Source organism: Dyadobacter arcticus (assembly GCF_011762185.1).
GTDB lineage: Bacteria > Bacteroidota > Bacteroidia > Cytophagales > Spirosomataceae > Dyadobacter > Dyadobacter arcticus.
In genome coordinates this window covers 783,726-798,990 of the sequence record NZ_JAASQJ010000001.1, presented here as the reverse complement: position 1 = coordinate 798,990, position 15,265 = coordinate 783,726, and the positions used below count along the sequence as shown (strand labels likewise).

Sequence of the window (15,265 nt, the reverse complement as noted above, 5' to 3'; positions counted from 1 at the left end):
CATGGAAGTTTTATTAGAAAAAAGTTCGCCCACATTAGCCTCTCTCAAGGTAACGTTGACCAAAGATGATTATCAGCCCAAAGTTGATAAGACGATCAAGGATTATTCGAAGAAAGTTAATCTGAAAGGTTTTCGTCCGGGCAAAGTTCCATCCCACGTAATTCAGCGCATGTATGGCAAAAGTATTCTCGTGGATGAGGTGAACAACCTTCTGAGCACCGCGGTAAGCAGCTATATCAGAGATAATAAGCTGCAGGTTGTTGGTGATCCGATACCTGACCATGAAAAAGCTTCGGAAGTAAACTGGGACACACAAAGCCAATTTGAATTCAGCTATAACCTGGGTGTTGCAACCGATTTCGAAGTAAACCTGGCCGACCTGCCCGCGGTGAAACGTTACACGATCAATGTGGACGATGCTGAAATGACCAAAACAATGGATAGCCTGCGCGAAAGATTTGCGGATAGCATTCATCCGGAAGCAAGCGAAGCAGGCGATACGATTTTTGGAGAACTGAAACAGGAGTCTTCCGAATTCACAACCCGCACTGCCATCCCAATCAAACAGGTGGAAGAAGATGTAGTTGCCAAATTCCTCGGCGTTAAGAAAGACGATGTTGTTGTGTTCGACATTCAGAACACCTTTTCTGACGAATCAGCCATTGCGCATGTGACTGGCAGGAAAAAAGAAGATATCGGTGAGCTTTCAGGCGATTATACATTGGTGGTTGAAGACATTACCCGTTCTGCCCCAGCTGCATTAACACAGGAATTTTTTGATAAAGTATTAGGACCTGGCCAGGCTGATAGCGAAGAGCAGTTTAATGAAAAGGTTCTCGAAATCGTCAAAGGAAACTACGAACGCGAAACCGAAGCACTTTTGCGCCGTGATATTGAGAATGCATTATTGGATAACATCGCTATTGAAGTTCCTGCAGAATTTTTGAAAAACTGGCTGGAACGTACCAACGAAGGCAAATTTACCCGTGAGCAGATTGAAGAGCAATTTGGCGATTTTCAGAAATCCCTGAAATTGAGCTTGATCAAAAATAAAGTGGCTGACAAAGAAGGCATCAAAGTAGAGTATCCAGAGATACTGGCCTTTACCCGTGAAATGGTAAAAGGGCAATTCGGAATTTATGGCGATGATGAAAATATGAAAGAAACCGTTGACCGTGTTGCACAAGGTTACCTTGCCGACAAGGAGCGTGACAATTACACAAATGTTTTCAATCAGGTTTTTGATAATAAAGTACTGGAAATCATCCGTAATAATGTGACCACAGATGAACAGACCATTGAAGTAAGCGAATTTGAAAAACTGGCAAAAGGCGAAGAAGTAGCTGCGTAAGCTGTTTTTAATGACATTTTTTTTTCACCGTCCCAGTTAGCTGGGCGGTGTTTTTTTATTAAAAGCCGATCTTCTCCCGCTGCTGCCCTATTTCACGAACGATACCTTCCCCAAACCATTGCCTGAATTTCATTTTCCACTGGTCAAGCTCATTCAGCAATCGCCTGTTTTCGGCTACAAGCCGCGTATTTTCCTGCCGAAGCCATTCCGTTTCCGACATGCTGAGAGAATCAAAACCCATTAATTCCGGAAGCGGAATATCCAGGTATTTCGAAATGTTTTCGAGCCTGGAAATGGACAATTCGGTTCTGCCTCTTTCCAAATCGCCGTAAGCGGTGGTAGACAATCCAAGCATATCGGCCATATTTTCCTGAGAAAGCCCCTTTTGAAGGCGCATCAGGCGGATCTTTTCTGCTAAGTTGGATGCAACATTCATATCGCCTTATGTTTTCAGTTTTAAACAAATCTGTATGCAATGTAATCACCACATGGATTGCTCGCTCTCGCAAATACCGATAATTTATCACAGAAATAGACAAGGATAATTCAGTGAAATAATCAATTTTGTGACAAGCGAAAGACGAGCAAGCGGGTTTATAATCAGAAACTAACATATATTGCTTTTTGTTCTCTTAGTCATTTGCCCTTTAAATATAAATCCAATTAAAATTTAAGTTTATCGATGAATCACGGAAATGAATTTAGAAAATACGCCGTTCACCATCTTGGAATGAATGGCCTTACAGTTGATGGCTACGTAAACCACACCATTGAAAACATGACCCGCTCGGTTATCGAAGAGCGTCCAATGAACTTTCGCGAAGTGGATGTTTTCTCCCGTTTGATGGCCGATCGCATCATATTCATGGGAACCGGGGTTGACGATAATATTGCAAACATCATTGTTGCCCAACTCCTATTCTTAGAATCAGCTGACGCAAAGAAAGATATCCTGATGTATATCAATAGCCCGGGAGGTTCTGTTTATGCCGGTTTGGGTATTTATGACACCATGCAGTATGTACGTCCTGACGTCGCCACCGTATGTACCAGTCTGGCTGCTTCCATGGGCGCGGTGCTTCTGGCAGGCGGTGCGGCGGGTAAGCGTTCTGCCCTGCCTCATGCAAGGGTAATGATCCACCAGCCATCCGGAGGCGCCCAGGGTACGTCGGTTGACATAGAAATCACAACCCGTGAAATTGTAAAACTGCGTCATGAATTGTATGAAATCCTGGCTAACCATACCGGACAAACCTCAGAACAAATTGCCATTGACTCGGATAGAGATAAATGGTTAAAGGCCACAGAAGCAAAAGAATATGGCTTGATTGATGAAGTGTTGACGAGGGACAAATAATCGTCTGATTTCATTTTTCAAAGCACCCGGATAGCACGACTGTCCGGGTGCTTTTTTATGATGTAGCCTGCATTGCATTTGGTAACCCGGTTAAAAAACCGGAAATTTGATCCGTTAATGTGATGAGATGGAATGGATGGAATTTGAAACAATAAATACGTTCATCTTGTTAACGAGTCTTCCAGATTACTTTATATTGAGGGGAATCCGGACGTAGTACACCAACAATGTTTATAGAAAGTCAATGGCACAAGTAAGTTGTTCGTTTTGCGGACGTAAGAAAAACGAAGTAGATTTATTGCTTTCCGGAATAGATGCCCACATCTGTAATCATTGTATTGCACAAGGGCATCAGGTTATTACAGAAGAACTAGGACAGAAAGAAGATAAAAAAGAGAAAAAAACGAAGCTTCCCAAGCTCAAACCAATCCCGCCGGTCGATATCAAACGTTTTCTCGAACAATATGTAATCGGTCAGGATGAAGCCAAGCGCTCTCTGGCAGTTGCGGTTTACAATCATTACAAACGCCTTAATCAACCCAGCACCGAAGATGATGTGGTGATCGAAAAGTCGAACATCATTATGGTGGGCGAAACGGGAACCGGCAAAACTTACTTAGCTAAATCTATTGCGCGGATATTGCAAGTCCCTTTTTGCGTAGCGGATGCGACCGTTGTTACCGAAGCCGGATATGTGGGCGAAGATGTGGAAACCATCCTTACCCGCTTGTTACAAGCTGCCGATTATAATGTAGAAGCGGCAGAAAGGGGCATTGTTTATATTGACGAAATCGATAAAATCGCCCGTAAATCCGACAATCCCTCGATTACCCGTGATGTGAGCGGCGAAGGTGTTCAGCAGGCATTATTGAAACTTTTGGAAGGATCAATTGTAAATGTTCCGCCTCAGGGTGGCCGTAAGCATCCCGACCAAAAAATGATTTCTTTAAATACGGAAAATATACTTTTCATCTGCGGCGGGGCATTTGACGGAATCGAGCGGCACATTGGAAAGCGCATCAATACCCGTCCAATCGGTTTTTCAGGAGATAATCGCATCATCGAGATTTTTGACAAAGGAAATCTGATGCGTTATGTGACCGCAATGGATCTTAAATCGTTCGGCCTCATTCCTGAATTAATCGGCCGGCTTCCTGTTTTGACGCACTTGAATCCATTGGACCGTGAAACATTAAAGCGGATCCTTACGGAGCCTAAAAATGCGTTGGTGAAACAATACAGTAAGTTGTTCTCAATGGAAGGTATCACCCTTCATTTCGAAGACGATGTGCTTGACTTTATTGTGGATCAGGCTATGACTTATAAACTTGGAGCACGTGGATTACGTGCTATCTGCGAATCCATCATGACGGATGCGATGTTTGATCTTCCTTCTCAAAAAGATGTGAAAGATTTCACGCTGTCGCTCGACTACGCAAGAGATAAATTTGACAAATCTTCCATGTCAATATTGCGATCTGTGGCTTAGCAGGCTAAAATACTTCTCAAAACGCTCCGTAACTTCAAATGAAATACGGGGCGTTTTTATTTTTTATGCCAATAGCCCTACTTTGCATTAAAATTTCGAAAAATAGTGATGGAAAATTGGTTAGCTAACAGGTCAATTGTAATCATTGGAGGGACGACGGGGCTGGGCCTTTCTGCTGCCAGGGCTTTTGTGAAGAGTGGCGCAAATGTAGTAGTGGTAGGCCGTAACCCGGAAAATTGTTTGGTTGCAGAACTTCATCTCGGAAGCTCGTCCCGGGCTAAGCAGGGAGATGCTACCCATCCGCAGACTGCACTGGATGCTATCCAGCTCTGCATCCGGGAATTCGGCAGTTTTGATGGTCTCTACCATGTAGCTGGCGGGAGCGGAGAAAAGTTTGGGGATGGTCCATTGCATACTTTGTCTCTGGAAGGCTGGAATAAGACGCTGGACCTGAACTTAACTTCCCTAATGTTATCCAATCAGGCCGCGATCAGGGCATTTATGGGAATGAACAGGGGCGGAACGATCCTTAACATGAGTTCTGTATTGGGAATATCACCAGTCGCGCTCCACTTTTCCGACCATGCTTATGCAACCGCCAAATCTGCCGTGATTGGATTTTCAAAATCGATCGCTGCTTCCTATGCCTCCAAAAACATTCGCGTTAATGTGCTGACGCCCGGGATCATTGAAGGAGCCGAAAACAGCACAGATTTATCAGCAAAATTCGTCTCGGACAAACAGCCATTGGATGGTGGCAGGTACGGTTTACCCACAGATCTGGACGGTGCGGCGGTGTATTTTATGTCTGAATATTCCAGATTTACCACCGGGCAGATTTTTTCGGTAGATGGCGGGTGGAGCATTAGTGATGCACAACATTGAATATCGTTTGCCATGAATGTGAAGAAATTAAGAGGAAAGCGCAGAACGTCGCTTTTTTTCTTTTATTCGCATAAACTATTACTAACCTACTCCTATGGCAACCGGACCCATTGTAACACTTACAATAAATCCTGCTCTTGACAAAAGCTCGAATGTCAGCCGCATTGTACCCGATAATAAGTTACGGTGCGAGCCTCCCAATTTTGAGGCTGGCGGCGGCGGTATCAATGTAGCAAAGGCTATTCACCGCCTAGGGGGTAATCCGGTAGCCATATTTACAGTTGGCGGCCCTACTGGTCAGCGACTTCACAAGCTTGTAAAAAGTGAAGGGGTTGAAACCATGGTGATCGAAACCAAACAATGGACGCGTGAAAATTTCCATGTACTCGAAACCAGCACAGGTTTCCAGTATCGCTTCGGTATGCCAGGTACCGAGATGATGCCAACGGAAGTAAGGTCCATCCTCGAATTGATGGAAGAATTTGACCCTAAGCCTTCCTATATTATTGCTAGCGGAAGTCTTTCCCCCGGTGTCCCGGCTGATTTTTATGGTCAAATTGCGCAAATAGCGGATAAACAGGGCGCCAAGTTTATAGCAGATACATCAGGAGACGCACTTCGTTACGCAACAGAGGCGGGTGTCTACCTTCTTAAACCGAACATCAACGAATTAAGTGAGTTGGTAGGCGTTGACAAACTCGAAATGGACGAAGTCGATGATGCTGCAAGAGCCTTGATCATTCGTGGGCAATGCGAAATTGTAGTCGTCTCGATGGGTGCTATGGGTGCAATGCTAGTCACGGAAGACCAGGTTGAGCATATTCCGGCGCCACCCGTTCAGCCTAAAAGTACAGTTGGTGCGGGTGACAGCATGTTGGCAGGTATTGTATGGACATTGTCCCAAGGCAAGTCATACCGCGAAGCAGTTCGGATGGGAGTAGCTTGCGGGACCGCAGCAACCATGAATGCGGGCAGCGAGTTATTCAAGATGCAGGATGTAAATCGCCTGATGGATTGGCTGAACCGTTACGGCAAACGATATTCGGCGAGCTAGCGTAAATACCACATGCATTAATAGTAAGAAAACAGGTATCCGGTCTTTTTTCAAGAAAAACACTAAACCATGCCCGATACTCAATCACGCCGCCAGTTTGCCAAAATCACCGCCGCCACAGCAGCTGCGATTACTTTCAAGCCTTTTTACATTTTGCATGCCAAACCGAAGGTTGATGGTGAGGTAATTGGTCATGGAACCCACCGCTACAAGGTCCATCAGGGATGGGGAAATCTGGATTCATCCAAATTTCCGATCAATAACTGCCACGAAATGGTGCAAGACAGCAAAGGCAGGCTGATTATGGTAGGGGATGAAGTCAAAAACAACATTCTGATTTACGACCGGTCCGGTAAATTGCTGGAAAGCTGGGGACATGAATTTCCCGGCGGACACGGTCTAACGCTTTGGAATGCAAATGGGGAAGAGTTTTTATTTATCTGTGACCCAAACATTGGAAAGGTTTTTAAAACTGATTTAAAGGGGAAAATCCTGCTGACGATTGAACATCCTTCAAAAGTTGGCGCTTATAAAGAGGCCGATGCATTTAAGCCTACGGAAACAGCGATTGGCCCCGATGGCACCATCTACATTGCAGACGGATACGGATCGCAATGGATTTTGAGATATAATGCAAAAGGAGAATTCATGGACAAATTCGGCGGGCCGGGCGACGGCGACGACCAGTTTTCAACTGCTCACGGAATTACAATTGATCATCGCGATAAGGCTAATCCTTCCCTGCTGGTCACATCACGGGTCCACAATGCGTTCAAGAAATTCAGTTTGGATGGTAAGTATCAAAGCACATTGTTTCTTCCAGGTGCATTCGTTTGCCGCCCCGTTGTAAAGGATGATACACTTTATGCCGGCGTTTGCTGGTCGCGGCTGCGGTATCTCAACCAAACCCCAAACTCTGGTTTTGTTACCATTATTGACAAGTCCAATAAGGTAATCTCCAATCCGGGCGGCACCAAACCCGAATATAAGAATGGGGAGTTACAGCTTATGGTTCAGGATAAACCCATTTTTATGCATTGTCACGATGTGTGCATCGACAACGATCATAACATTTATGTGTGCCAATGGAATGCGAAAAAAACGTATCCGGTAAAGCTGGAAAGAGTTTAAGAATACAATGGCTGGTCCGGTTACCGGATCAGCCTAATTGTAATGCCGTTAACGGCCATTGTTCCGATCATCAGAATCCCATAAGCCGCCCCGATCGACATTTGAGGAACAATCAGCGCCACTCCCACCAGAAAAGCTACAAAGCCGTAACCGGCCAGCATTAACCCATAAAGTATCCTTGCCGCAGCGTCTGAGCCTTGCTGTGCATGTGTAAAAACAGCCAGAGTGGACGTCATGATGGGAAAAGGTGTCAGTATGCCACTCCAAGTCGGCCCTAAAACATCGGCGGCTTGCGTAAGCATCACTACAAAGAAAGTTGAGACAAGCATTCTCAACGGAATGTCGTAAATCGGCTGCTTTCTGACGTCATTTTTCCCTTTGGGTTTTGGAAAAAAATATAATACTGCGGTGAGAACGATCAAATTCAAACCTACTGCAACGGAAAGGGATACATCCCGGCCAAGCGAGAGCAATGCCACAGAGAAATAGACAGAATAACTGATCAGCACGGTGGGTAACCAGGAAAATCTCGCTGAAAGTAGTGAGTAGACCAGCGCAAATAAAATAGTACCAATCGAGCCCAAGAGTGCTGAATTGATGGTCGACGCGGCAAAAGCAGAACCGTGCTCGAGCGCTATGAAAAATGAAATCGGCCCGGCTATCCAGGGAAATCCGCCAATCCATCCACCCAATCCTTCGCCCCATTTCCTGACAGCAAGAGTTACCCCTGCTATCAGCGGCGGCATTAATAGGATTTTGGCAAAAAGCAGATCAGACAATGTACACGGGGGAGGTAACCAAATGCAAATTTACAATCCTGGAAATAATAGCTTATAAAAATGCAGAAATGTTTGATGATTTTAGTTGCAACATAGTTGCAATGATGCTACTTTTGCAACATTGTATCAAAAACAATTACCGGTGCGAAGCTGGAAATCTAATAATTAATACGCATGAACCGGATTCTTTTCAGTTTTTTGATATCCCTCATTGTATTGAAAGCTGCTGCGCAAAAAAATGATTGTGGCTGCTTTGTAAAAGGCGTTGTGAGAGATCGGCATACGGGACAGCCGGTGGTAGGGGCAACTATCCTGATTGCTGGTCAAAATACGGGCGTGTTCACAGATGAAAAGGGCCGGTATGAGATGCGTAATCTATGCCCGGGTTCTTACACGCTTGAATGCCGGATTGTGGGTTACCATTCCTTCCAGCAAAAGCTGGACCTTACTGCGGGACATGAGGAAAACTTTAATTTACAGGAACAGGAAGTACATTTGAAAGATGTTGAAATTACAGCCCATCGAACAGAAACTCCTTCCTCTCAACCACTTACAACACTTACAGGCATTGACCTTGAAAAGACCCGGGGCCAGAACCTTGGTGAAAGTCTGAAAGGATTAGCGGGCGTAACTACCTTACAAACAGGCTCTTCTATATCCAAGCCGGTTATCCACGGACTGCACAGCAACCGGATCCTGATAATGAATAACGGTGTCAGGCAAGAAGGTCAGCAATGGGGCTCTGAACATGCTCCCGAAATTGACCCGTTTATTGCTACAAGGATTTCCGTCGTAAAGGGTGCGGCAGGCGTCCGGTATGGCTCCGACGCGATTGGCGGGGTGATATTGGTGGAGCCGGAAGAACTGCCTTTTGACAAACCGATTAGCGGAGAAACCAATGCTGTGGGCTTTTCAAATGGAAGTCAGGGCGTGTTGTCGGGGACTGTTCAAGGAGGGATTTCCGGGTTCGAAGGTTTCGGATGGAGAGCGCAGGGAACGATCAAGCGGGGAGGAAACATAAGGACACCTAATTACTTTCTGGATAATACAGGAATTAGTGAAAAAAACTTTTCGTTGGCAGCCGGGTATCGCCATAAAGGATTTGGTATTGATGTGTTTTACAGCAGGTTTGCCACCAAAATCGGCATTTTCTCAGGATCACATATTGGCAGTATCACGGATTTGCTGAATGTGATTAAAAACGGGGAGCCACTCATCAAATCAGGTTTCAGCTACGAGATCGCCCGTCCCAATCAGAATGTTACCCATGATCTTTTAAAGGCCGAAACGCATTACCATTTCCAAAACGGCAACCGGCTACAGTGGACCATTGCCCGGCAAATCAATGACCGTAACGAATACGACCTTCACCGGCCGCGCAATGATTCCCTCGCCGCATTGAACCACCCGGAACTAACATTCAAACTGACCACCTTAACAAATGATGTGGTTTGGGACCACAAACCAATTGCCGGGAAAATTGCAGGTCAAATCGGTGTAAGCACTTTTTATCAGTATAATCTGATGGATGGAAGGCCACTGATCCCCAATTTCAATCAGTTCAACATTGGAGTTTTCTGGATGGAGCGATATGTAAAAAATGGCTGGGAACTTGAAGCAGGCGTACGATATGATTACCGGACTTTAAAAACATATCGCATTGTAAATAGGGAAAAGGTAGCCGATTCCTTTAATTTCTCCAATTTCTCGGGCACGCTGGGCGCTACCAGAAATTTTTCAGAACGATTCTCTGCAAAACTTAATGTCGGAACAGCCTGGCGGGCACCGAATGTAAGTGAGCTATTTAGTGATGGTGTGCACCATGGCGCAGCGGCATATGAAAAGGGTGATGCAACGCTGCAAGCCGAGAAAGCAGTCAATTCAATTGCAAGTTTGAAATATGCAGATGCGCGCTGGTCGGTGGAATTAGGCGGATACTATAATTATATTTCAGATTTTATCTACCTGAAACCCCAATCTGAGCCGATACTGACCATACGCGGCGCATTTCCCTATTTCAAATACACGCAGACTGACGCAACATTCAAGGGTATTGACCTATCAGCAACCTGGGAACTCGCGAAACACACCACCATTGCCAGCAAGCTTAGCTATCTGCGGGTTTATGATCAGCAGAATGAGAGTTCCCTGGTGATGATCCCTCCAAACCGGCTTGATAATCAGCTCAAATATGAACTGCCTGAGATAGGCAAATGGAACCATGCTTTTGTATCGATTGGGAATTTATTCGTCGCCAGGCAGACAAGGGTGCCGCTCGCCAGCGACTTTCTGGAACCACCGAAATCTTATTCTCTCTGGAATCTGCAGGCCGGAGCAACACTTAAAATATCAGAAAAGCAGCAGTTCGAAATTGGGATTGGTGTGCAAAATCTGTTCAATATTGCTTATCGCGATTACCTGAACCGTTTCCGATACTATGCCGATGAAATGGGAAGAAATGCTTCGCTCCGGCTTAAATGGAAGTTTGGAGCCTAAAATAATTTAATATCAATACATAAATAGACCTGTTACATGAGAATGAACCGCAAAATAACATGGATGTTACTGATAGGCGCTGCTATCAACTTTACGCAATGCAAAGACGCAGGGGACAAGGTTACACCGCACGACGAGAATGAATTGATCACTTCTGTTACATTAAAATTCGCAGAGGAGGGAACGTCCAATGTAAGTTCATTCGGCTTCAAAGATGCGGACGGCGACGGCGGTAACGCCCCAACAAAATTTGACACCATTGCCCTGAAACCCAATAAAACTTACACGCTAACCATTGAATTACTGGACGAAAGCAGGACGCCTGTTGAAAATATCACAAATGAGGTAGCAAAGGAATCGGACGAACATTTGCTGATCTATACGCCATCTCCAACATCATTGCTGACTTATACATACGGCGACAAGGATGTAAATAATTATGTAATTGGATTGACTGGGAAAGCTGTAACCGGTGCGGCGGCTGATGGAAAATTGAAAGTCCAGCTGCGGCATCAGCCAGGTGTAAAAAACGGGAAACCCGAGCCCGGAAGCGATGACGTAAGTCTGGATTTTATTTTGAAAATCCAGTAAGGGCTTGGAGATTGCGGAGAATGTTAGTTTTGTTTCACTAATCTTAACTGCATTTTGGGCAGGTGCCTTGAATCAAAAGGTTAAAATTTTGAGCCTGGTAACCCATTGGAAGCTGTACTGCAGGAATGTGAAGGTTCTCAATACAATTGGTTTCACCACATTCGCTGCATTTGAAATGGATATGATCGTGCTGATGTTTTTCTTCTGAGCAACTGTGCGAACACAATGCGTAACGCAATCCTTCATCGTCGAGGACCTTGTGAATGATCCCTTTTTCAAGGAAAGTTTTGAGGGTACGATAGATGGTCACCCGATCATAATTTTCTCCAAGCGCGCCTTCAAGGTCACCATGTGAAAGCGCATTTTTCTTGGTAATAAACGTTGAAAGTACGTCTTCCCGACAAGTCGTGGTACGAAGTTGATGCCCTTTCAGCGTTTCTCTTAACTGGTCCATTGTTTCCAATAATTTGAATAAAGGGTAATGATTGTCTTTTTGTAAACCTTTCCATTCAAAGTTAAGTTCTAACTCTTACAATTTCCAATTCTTTTGTTTAGGAATAAAAAACAGGGCGAAACTTATAAAATATTTTGCAACTCTGTTGCAAGTGGATTAAGATCACCTTATTTTTGCAACATCATTGTATTGACGAATGAAAGAAGGACACTCACATACCAAAGCTGATTACATTGGAATTTTAGGCTCCGTGTTATGCATTATACATTGCATGTTGATGCCAGCCTTGGCATTCGGCTCCATTGCATCGCATCATGCCCACACAGGACTTCGTTCGCTGGATTATGTGTTTATAGTCATCAATGGACTGGCGGTTTATTACGCAACACGCAGCCATAAATCTTTGCCGCTGGGAATCTTACTTTGGGGAGCACTTACTTTATTTTCAACTTCACTGATATTTGAAGGAAGGCATCAGGTGTTTTCCTGGCTGGGTTATGCGGGGTCCGCATTACTGATTGTCGGCCATTTTATCAACCTGTACATTTGCCAGATTGCGCCAAGGCTCAAAATGAAAGTCTCCTGATTTTATTTATCGTATTCAACTTCAAATCTGCCCAAATCAGGCCTGGCGGATCTTTTCCGGCTTATTTCATACTCAAAAAAGGTCTTTCCCAGGCTAGCCATGAATGGTAACCCAATGGTATCATAGTCGTATTTATCATCATTGAAAACTTCATCATCATTGCAATAGATCACGGCAGTCAACATGAATTCAATTCCCTTTTCAAAATCCGCGATGTAAGCATTGTCCAGCAGAAAGCCGTATGCATCGCCGCATTTGTTGAATAATCTAATGTGCCGGGGGAGCCGGGTTTTTGTAGCACCAAATATCAGGAACTTAACAAAACCGTCGTAATAATCATCAGTATAATTGGCCGGAAAATCAGTTTCGACAGGAAATTGCGACATGTACTGATAAATGAACCTGTAATCGTCAGGGGTAAGGTTAAAGCGTTGTTCAGCAGGCACTTGATCCGGGAAAAACAGGGTTTTCAATAGTCGGTGCTGTTCTTCCAGCGGGAAAGAATTTTTGGTGGTAAAATCAAATGGCTCGTTCACTAACGCGCCATTTTTCATGTAGCCTTTGCCTTTTAGTATCTGCGCAGGGGCTTTGTATTCCTTTGTGTTGTATTGTCCTTTTTGCTCGTACACCACTTTGCCATCCTTTTCAAATTTCACAGGATTGGTGTACCGGTTATTTTCGGGCCCGATGGGGGATTCTAGGCGGTGAACGATACGCGTATTGGTGAATCCCTTTTTATGCAGACTATCATTGAACTCTTGCTGGCCAATAAACTCATAGAGCCTGTTAAAAGCATCATTATCACTTGCCAAAAGAATCTTCTTGGCGTAATGCGCTACCGAAGGAAGGCCATTTTCGGCCGTGGTATCCTTCTCGACCTTAGTTTGTTCCGGGCGGTCAGTACCTGTAAGCATCGTGGTATGCTTATCAATGCCCAGCTTGTTTAACTTTTCAAATGCAAGTGCAATTGCAGGAAGCTTTACGGTACTGGCAGGATAGAAGTATTCCGTATTGTTAACCCTGTACCCATGGGTCGTGAAATGTGGCTCATTCTTCTTATTTCTGTCAATGCGTGTATAGAGGATCTGTATTTGATATTTTTCAGGCTTGCTCAATATCTCTGAAAACCGATCGGGATGTTTTTTTAAGAGATTTTCAATAAAACCATCAGCCTGGAATTGCGCAAGAGAGGGGAATGCTACAAGTGTGAAAAGGGAGTATAGCAACAGTTTATTAACTCTGAAGAAAATCATGGACAATACCTGACATCGTGTAAAACGAAGATACAATATTTATTTTAAAGGGGTATCGGAATTATATTTTCCTAAAAACGGCCTTTACTAATTTATATATAAACTATGACGACGAAATAATGGAAGAAAATAAACTGCGAAGCAGAGGCTGGTTTGGCAAATCGGGCAAGGATGGCTTTATATACAGGGCCTGGATGAAAAACCAGGGTTATCCTGCCGATGAGTTCGAGGGAAGGCCGGTTATAGGCATTTGCAATACATTTTCTGAGTTAACGCCTTGTAACGGCCACTTCCGTGAATTGGCCGAATCGGTGAAAAGGGGCGTGTGGGAAGCCGGCGGATTTCCGCTGGAATTTCCGGTAATGTCATTGGGCGAAACCCTTATCAAGCCAACCGCCATGCTCTACCGAAACCTGGCCAGCATGGACGTCGAAGAATCCATCCGCGCCAATCCGATTGACGGCGTGGTGCTGCTTTGCGGCTGTGATAAGACAACACCTTCGCTGGTTATGGGCGCTGCCAGCGTAGATATTCCAACTATTGTTGTCTCCGGCGGACCCATGCTGACCGGTAGATATCGCGGGAAAACAATTGGTACCAGCGATGTGTGGCGTTTTAGTGAGATGTACCGCCAGGGTGAAATCTCTCAGGAAGAACTCACCACCGCAGAAGCCTGCATGTGCCGGAGCGACGGACATTGCGCAGTGATGGGTACCGCATCCACAATGGCGTGCATGGTTGAATCATTGGGCATTACATTGCCGGAAAATGCCGCCATACCCGCCGCAGATTCACGGCGGAAAGTGCAGGCGCATTTGTCGGGTCGGCGAATTGTTCAAATGGTAAATGAAGACCTGCGTCTTTCGCATATCCTCACCAAAGAGGCCTTTGAAAATGCGATTATGATCAACGCTGCTATTGGCGGGTCTACTAATTTTGTGATACACTTGCTGGCCATTGCTGGAAGAATTGGGGTTGATTTAAGCCTTGACGATTTCAATCATCTTTGCGAAAAAGTGCCGCTCCTGCTTAATTTACAGCCTTCGGGTGGATATTTTATGGAGGACTTTTATTATGCGGGAGGATTGCCTGTTGTAATCAAGGAATTGATCGGCATGCTGCACGACGGGGTAATTACCGCAAATGGTAAAACGATGGCGGAAAATTGCCGTTCAGCGGAATGTTATGATCCGGATGTGATTGGCACATTGACCGAGCCGGTTAAAGATCTTACCGGCCTTGCTGTGGTCCGGGGTAATCTCTGCGAAAATGGGGCGGTGATCAAACCATCTGCATCATTAAAGCCTGAACTTATGCAGCATCGTGGAAAAGCGATTGTTTTTGAAGATATCGACGATTACAAAGCGCGATTGGACGATCCGAACCTTGATGTGGACGAAAATAGCGTGCTGGTACTCAAAAATGTTGGACCGAAAGGCTACCCAGGAATGCCGGAGGTTGGCAATATGTCGCTTCCTAAAAAGTTATTGGCAAAAGGAGTGATTGACATGCTCCGGATATCCGATGGCCGGATGAGCGGCACCGGTTTTGGAACAGTTATATTGCACGTTTCCCCCGAAGCTGCCGTGGGTGGAACTTTGGCTTTGGTACAGGATGGAGACTTTATTGAGCTTGATGTGGCCAACAGGACGTTAAACCTGGAAGTTTCTCCGGAAGAATTGCTACGAAGAAAATCCCTGTGGAAACCATTGAATTTGGGCTATAACAGAGGTTACGTTAATCTTCACATCAATCATGTGATGCAGGCGCACGAGGGTGCTGATCTGGATTTCCTGGTAGGGGGCTCTGGGGATAAGGTTACGAGAGATTCACATTGAT

Annotated in this window: 14 protein-coding genes; 10 read left to right on the top strand and 4 right to left on the bottom strand. The window is 45.0% G+C overall.

The annotated features are described in order from the left end of the window. Position 1 precedes the first annotated feature (1 nt). The gene (tig, locus tag FHS68_RS03440; protein ID WP_167267229.1) at positions 2 to 1,351 is read left to right on the top strand and encodes a trigger factor; all 1,350 of its coding nucleotides are present in this window, start codon (positions 2 to 4) and stop codon (positions 1,349 to 1,351) included. Positions 1,352 to 1,409: 58 nt separating this feature from the next. Here tig and FHS68_RS03435 read toward each other — a convergent pair whose 3' ends face one another. After that, positions 1,410 to 1,787, bottom strand: a complete 378-nt coding sequence (locus FHS68_RS03435) for a helix-turn-helix domain-containing protein (protein ID WP_167267227.1) — start codon at positions 1,785 to 1,787, stop codon at positions 1,410 to 1,412. Positions 1,788 to 2,033: 246 nt separating this feature from the next. Between FHS68_RS03435 and FHS68_RS03430 the strand changes: the two genes are divergently transcribed. The 5 genes from FHS68_RS03430 (at position 2,034) to FHS68_RS03410 (ending at position 7,267) form a co-directional block, all read left to right on the top strand. Next, positions 2,034 to 2,708: a ClpP family protease gene (locus tag FHS68_RS03430; RefSeq protein ID WP_167267225.1), complete on the top strand. Its 675-nt coding sequence runs from the start codon at positions 2,034 to 2,036 to the stop codon at positions 2,706 to 2,708. Positions 2,709 to 2,952: 244 nt separating this feature from the next. Beyond that, positions 2,953 to 4,197: an ATP-dependent Clp protease ATP-binding subunit ClpX gene (gene clpX, locus FHS68_RS03425; protein ID WP_167267224.1), complete on the top strand. Its 1,245-nt coding sequence runs from the start codon at positions 2,953 to 2,955 to the stop codon at positions 4,195 to 4,197. A gap of 108 nt (positions 4,198 to 4,305) precedes the next feature. Then, positions 4,306 to 5,082 carry an SDR family NAD(P)-dependent oxidoreductase gene (locus FHS68_RS03420; protein WP_167267222.1) on the top strand — a complete coding sequence of 259 codons (777 nt, stop codon included), beginning with the start codon at positions 4,306 to 4,308 and terminating at the stop codon, positions 5,080 to 5,082. 94 nt (positions 5,083 to 5,176) lie between these two features. Continuing rightward, positions 5,177 to 6,136 (top strand): 1-phosphofructokinase family hexose kinase, encoded by a 960-nt coding sequence (locus FHS68_RS03415; protein WP_167267220.1) that lies wholly within the window; start codon positions 5,177 to 5,179, stop codon positions 6,134 to 6,136. Between the two features lie 69 nt (positions 6,137 to 6,205). Beyond that, positions 6,206 to 7,267 carry a 6-bladed beta-propeller gene (locus FHS68_RS03410; protein WP_167267219.1) on the top strand — a complete coding sequence of 354 codons (1,062 nt, stop codon included), beginning with the start codon at positions 6,206 to 6,208 and terminating at the stop codon, positions 7,265 to 7,267. Positions 7,268 to 7,287: 20 nt separating this feature from the next. Here FHS68_RS03410 and FHS68_RS03405 read toward each other — a convergent pair whose 3' ends face one another. Further along, positions 7,288 to 8,013: a hypothetical protein gene (locus tag FHS68_RS03405; protein ID WP_167267217.1), complete on the bottom strand. Its 726-nt coding sequence runs from the start codon at positions 8,011 to 8,013 to the stop codon at positions 7,288 to 7,290. A 207-nt stretch (positions 8,014 to 8,220) separates the two neighbouring features. Here FHS68_RS03405 and FHS68_RS03400 point away from each other — a divergent pair, with 207 nt between their 5' ends. Together FHS68_RS03400 and FHS68_RS03395 are read left to right on the top strand one after the other, a co-directional pair. Further along, the gene (locus FHS68_RS03400) at positions 8,221 to 10,542 is read left to right on the top strand and encodes a TonB-dependent receptor (protein WP_167267216.1); all 2,322 of its coding nucleotides are present in this window, start codon (positions 8,221 to 8,223) and stop codon (positions 10,540 to 10,542) included. A gap of 36 nt (positions 10,543 to 10,578) precedes the next feature. Then, positions 10,579 to 11,133, top strand: coding sequence for a hypothetical protein (locus tag FHS68_RS03395; protein WP_167267214.1), 555 nt, complete (start codon positions 10,579 to 10,581; stop codon positions 11,131 to 11,133). 43 nt (positions 11,134 to 11,176) lie between these two features. Here the strand turns inward: FHS68_RS03395 and FHS68_RS03390 are convergent, their stop codons facing one another. Next, on the bottom strand, positions 11,177 to 11,587 hold the full coding sequence (locus tag FHS68_RS03390) for a Fur family transcriptional regulator (protein WP_167267212.1): 411 nt from the start codon (positions 11,585 to 11,587) through the stop codon (positions 11,177 to 11,179). A gap of 196 nt (positions 11,588 to 11,783) precedes the next feature. Between FHS68_RS03390 and FHS68_RS03385 the strand changes: the two genes are divergently transcribed. Then, positions 11,784 to 12,173 carry a MerC domain-containing protein gene (locus FHS68_RS03385; protein WP_167267211.1) on the top strand — a complete coding sequence of 130 codons (390 nt, stop codon included), beginning with the start codon at positions 11,784 to 11,786 and terminating at the stop codon, positions 12,171 to 12,173. 2 nt (positions 12,174 to 12,175) lie between these two features. On the opposite strand, the gene FHS68_RS03380 is transcribed toward FHS68_RS03385, so the two are convergent. Next, entirely contained in the window at positions 12,176 to 13,426 is a 1,251-nt protein-coding gene (locus tag FHS68_RS03380; protein ID WP_167267209.1) for a serine hydrolase, read from the bottom strand. Between the two features lie 119 nt (positions 13,427 to 13,545). Here FHS68_RS03380 and FHS68_RS03375 point away from each other — a divergent pair, with 119 nt between their 5' ends. Beyond that, entirely contained in the window at positions 13,546 to 15,264 is a 1,719-nt protein-coding gene (locus FHS68_RS03375) for an IlvD/Edd family dehydratase (RefSeq protein ID WP_167267207.1), read from the top strand. Position 15,265: the final 1 nt, after the last annotated feature.

Excerpts from the sequence above, each read along its gene's own strand:
- FHS68_RS03380 (WP_167267209.1), bottom strand. The coding sequence starts at position 13,426 with ATGATTTTCTTCAGAGTTAATAAACTGTTGCTATACTCCCTTTTCACA.
- clpX (WP_167267224.1), top strand. The coding sequence starts at position 2,953 with ATGGCACAAGTAAGTTGTTCGTTTTGCGGACGTAAGAAAAACGAAGTA.
- FHS68_RS03390 (WP_167267212.1), bottom strand. The coding sequence starts at position 11,587 with ATGGACCAGTTAAGAGAAACGCTGAAAGGGCATCAACTTCGTACCACG.
- FHS68_RS03405 (WP_167267217.1), bottom strand. The coding sequence starts at position 8,013 with ATGCCGCCGCTGATAGCAGGGGTAACTCTTGCTGTCAGGAAATGGGGC.
- FHS68_RS03400 (WP_167267216.1), top strand. The coding sequence starts at position 8,221 with ATGAACCGGATTCTTTTCAGTTTTTTGATATCCCTCATTGTATTGAAA.
- FHS68_RS03410 (WP_167267219.1), top strand. The coding sequence starts at position 6,206 with ATGCCCGATACTCAATCACGCCGCCAGTTTGCCAAAATCACCGCCGCC.
- FHS68_RS03395 (WP_167267214.1), top strand. The coding sequence starts at position 10,579 with ATGAGAATGAACCGCAAAATAACATGGATGTTACTGATAGGCGCTGCT.
- FHS68_RS03415 (WP_167267220.1), top strand. The coding sequence starts at position 5,177 with ATGGCAACCGGACCCATTGTAACACTTACAATAAATCCTGCTCTTGAC.
- FHS68_RS03420 (WP_167267222.1), top strand. The coding sequence starts at position 4,306 with ATGGAAAATTGGTTAGCTAACAGGTCAATTGTAATCATTGGAGGGACG.
- FHS68_RS03430 (WP_167267225.1), top strand. The coding sequence starts at position 2,034 with ATGAATCACGGAAATGAATTTAGAAAATACGCCGTTCACCATCTTGGA.
- FHS68_RS03385 (WP_167267211.1), top strand. The coding sequence starts at position 11,784 with ATGAAAGAAGGACACTCACATACCAAAGCTGATTACATTGGAATTTTA.
- FHS68_RS03435 (WP_167267227.1), bottom strand. The coding sequence starts at position 1,787 with ATGAATGTTGCATCCAACTTAGCAGAAAAGATCCGCCTGATGCGCCTT.
- tig (WP_167267229.1), top strand. The coding sequence starts at position 2 with ATGGAAGTTTTATTAGAAAAAAGTTCGCCCACATTAGCCTCTCTCAAG.
- FHS68_RS03375 (WP_167267207.1), top strand. The coding sequence starts at position 13,546 with ATGGAAGAAAATAAACTGCGAAGCAGAGGCTGGTTTGGCAAATCGGGC.